The sequence below is a fragment of the Spirosoma spitsbergense DSM 19989 genome, from assembly GCF_000374085.1.
GTDB lineage: Bacteria > Bacteroidota > Bacteroidia > Cytophagales > Spirosomataceae > Spirosoma > Spirosoma spitsbergense.
Map to the genome: position 1 here is coordinate 1 of NZ_KB893481.1, position 3,613 is coordinate 3,613.

The 3,613-nt window shown below is 53.6% G+C and carries 2 protein-coding genes; both read left to right on the forward strand.

The window, feature by feature from the left end:
• Window positions 1–81: 81 nt before the first annotated feature.
• Entirely contained in the window at window positions 82–2,553 is a 2,472-nt protein-coding gene (locus B157_RS35045; protein WP_020603342.1) for an ATP-binding protein, read from the forward strand.
• Window positions 2,554–2,804: 251 nt separating this feature from the next.
• Window positions 2,805–3,437, forward strand: a complete 633-nt coding sequence (locus B157_RS0110805; protein ID WP_020603343.1) for a hypothetical protein — start codon at window positions 2,805–2,807, stop codon at window positions 3,435–3,437.
• Window positions 3,438–3,613 lie beyond the last annotated feature (176 nt).

Genomic DNA, 3,613 nt, shown 5'->3' on the forward strand with positions numbered 1-3,613 from the left:
TTGCCACTTTGGCGCGGGTCATCAACCTCAAAAAAAAAGTCAGCTACATCCATCGGGCAAAGATGGCTAACTTAGCTTTTCATGCAATCCCCCTGGGAAAAATACGACCAGGTCCTACACTATTACTGGCAGTCCTTTCGTGAAAGTGCCGGTGTCGATGCGCGTAATCAGGCCGGTGTGTTAGCGAACATCGGCGTCATCTACCAGCTCAAAAAAGACAACACCAACGCCATTTCCTACCTGAATAAGGCCCGTAGCCGCTTCGCTGCACTGAATGAGCCAATGGGGCTGGTTATCTGCGACAACGATCTGGGCGAGACCTATTCCCGGATGAAGCAGTATGACCGGGCCGAAACCAGTGTTCAGCGGGCTTTGCAGGCCGCTACTCAGTTGGGCTACACCCCCGGTATTATATCGAGTTTGCTGTCGCTGGGCGAAATCCGGTTGCAGACCGGACGGGCGGATGAGAGTTTCCAGTTTTTTAATAAAGGGCTACCTCTGGTCGAAGCCCTCAAACAGCAGCAGGGTCGGTTACGGGTGTATAAGGGGTTGGCGACTGCCCATGCGCAGACGGGCGATTACGCCAACGCGTACCAATTTCAGTCGAGGTGGGTGGCCCTGAAGGATTCGGTCTTTAACGAGAAAAATACAAAAAAAATAGCCGGGGTGCAGGCCGAATACGAATCGGAAAAGAAGCAGGCCGAAATAGAATTATTGAAGAAGGACCAGCGGGTGGCCCAGCTGTGGCGCAATGCCGTTGGTGCCGGTTTACTGGCCGCGCTGATTATTGCTGCGCTGGTCGTAAGTCGCCAGCGGCTGAAAATCCGTAACGATCAGATACTGCTGACGCAGGGCAAAGTCGTGGCCGAAAAGAATCAGCAACTGGAAACGCAAACGCACCTGTTGGAAAACCAGGCCGTTGTGCTCACCACGCAGGCCCGTCAGCTTCAGGAATTGGATGAAGCCAAAACCCGTTTCTTCACCAACGTCACGCATGAATTCCGGACCCCGTTGACGCTCATTATCGGTACGTTGAGTGAAAAACTGCACCTCATGGCCGAAAACGAAGAAACCATCATTCGGCGGGCCGAGGTATCGGTTATGTACCGCAATGCCGAACGATTGCTGCACCTGATTACTCAACTGCTCGATCTGTCCAAACTTGAATCTGGCCGGCTAAATCTGCACCGGCAAACCGACGACATAAAACCCCTGCTGAATGGAGTGGTCTCCCTTTTTTCGTCGCTGGCCGGGCAACGCCACATCCGACTCTCGGTCCAGCTCTCGCCGGAAAGCCTGTCGGTCAGTCACGATGCCGATCAACTGGAAAAAGTAGTAACCAACCTGCTGGCCAACGCCTTCAAATTCACGCCCGATGGCGGAGAAATTACGGTACAGGCCACCCCCGTTCAGCTTGACGGCCACGGGTTTGTTCAGGTAACCGTCGACGATACGGGCCCTGGCATTGCGCCGGAGCAGGCCGACCTGGTTTTTGAGCGATTCTACCAGGGCGAAGCGTCCCGCGCCGACCGGCAGCCCGGCACGGGGGTTGGGTTGTCATTAGTTAAAGAGATTATTGAACTGCATCAGGGTACGATTCGCATCGACAGTGAGCCCGGCGCGGGAGCCCGATTCGTGGTGCGGCTTCCGTTTGTTGCGTCAGACACGTCAGACAAGACAGTGGCCAGCTTAGTTCTCCCCAGACCACGTCAAACCGACCGATTCTTTCTGGCCGCAAGTCCGAACCACCTGCCGGTTGCGCCCCCCCTGATTCAGGGCCATGATAAGCGGCCACTACTGCTGTTGGTGGAAGATAATGACGACGTACGAACCTTTCTCCGTGACCTGATGCAGCCCATCTACCGGGTGCTGGAGAGCGCAAATGGTCGTCAGGGCCTTCAACTGGCACAGGATTACCTGCCCGACCTAATTATCAGCGACTGGATGATGCCCGACATGGACGGCATTGATCTTTGTTACCACATTAAAATCGATGAGGCTACCAGCCATATTCCGTTCATCCTGCTGACGGCTCTTTCGTCGCAGGACAAGCGCCTGACGGGTCTCCAGACCGGGGCCGATGAGTACCTGACCAAACCATTCGACGCCCGCGAGTTACTGATCCGAAGCCAAAACCTGATCGCTACCCGTCGGCAACTGCACGAGCGTTTCAGTCGGGATATCCGAATCCAGCCGAAGGATATTACGGTGACCTCGGCCGACGAAAAGTTTCTGGCGCGGGTCATGGCTATTGTTGAGGTTAACCTCGGCAATGCTGACTTTACAGCTGAGCAGTTTGGGCAGGAAGTGGGCCTGAGCCGCATGCAGCTACACCGGAAACTCGTTGTCCTGACGGGCGTAGCAGCCAGCGATTTCATCCGGCTCATGCGGTTGAAACGGGCCGCTCAATTGCTGGAAGGGCGGACCGGTAGTGTGTCCGAAATTGCCTACAGCGTGGGTTTCAATTCACTGTCTTATTTCGCTAAGTGCTTCCGCGAGCAGTTTGGCATGCTGCCAACCGACTATCAAGGGAAGACGTCTGCCCCCGTTTAGCCGTTTACGAAGCCCGTCCTGGCTGCATACAACAAGAATTCCCCGTTGCGCACAACGGGGAATTCTTGTTGTATGCAGACTCAATCGCATGGCGGCTTGACTTTACAAAAAACGGCTCAGGGGCAATAGCATACGACTCAGGCAGCGGAATGACCCAATGGTGGGAAAATTGTTGCCGACGGGGCTGGCAGCCGCCACTTTTGTAACACCCAACGCCACGGTGTGCGCTGGCAACCATCAAATCAAACGCCATGAATCCATTGACCCTAACATCTAAACAGCCTTACAGTGATGCTGGTCTGAACCATGTTTACAACCTGATTTTTTGCGACAATATTGACCTGTACAAATCAGCCACCCAATCATCCGCGTATCCGTGGGATTGTCTGCTGGCTGCCGCCCCCGATTACACGCAGGTAAAGATCGTTGCGGCTGATCAAACTCTTGAGGCCAGACAACGATTGCTGGCTTATCATCTGTTAGCGGCCAATGCGCCCATTCAGCATAAAGAGCTGTTAGGAGTAATTATCGAAGTGGCTTTACCAAATGGCCTTGATGTGTTGGCCGCCTTCAGCGATGGCACGGCCCGGTACATCAATCAGTCCGAAAAGCTGCTGGTTTGGGAAACCAAAACTATGGAGTCCAGCCAATTGATCGACCAGCTTTTTATGAACAGTGGCCAGGTGCTGAAACACATTGGCCGGTGGGAAGGCGAACGCCGACCATTTCCCACCGCTGGTACCGCCCGTCTAACGTTCTTAGTTTCCGACGGACTGTATTTTGGTGAAGGCCCATTTGAAACGCTATACGCTGACCCGATGGGCGGACCGGTCATTAACTCAGCCATCCAGCTGATGACTTATTTGACTCAGCAGGTAGTGTAGAGATAACAAGCACGCTAACACAGACCATACCCAACTCGGGGTCATTCACAAATCAATTGAACAACCATTAAGCAATTACTAACTAACTGATGTTACGCAGCCTTGGCCAATAGAGTAGATTGACTTTTGAGGCTGTTGAGTTCCTGCAAAGCCAACTTAGTTGCATTTAGCGTCAG

Coding starts and splice junctions, on each gene's coding strand:
- B157_RS35045 (WP_020603342.1), top strand. CDS start 82: ATGCAATCCCCCTGGGAAAAATACGACCAGGTCCTACACTATTACTGG.
- B157_RS0110805 (WP_020603343.1), top strand. CDS start 2,805: ATGAATCCATTGACCCTAACATCTAAACAGCCTTACAGTGATGCTGGT.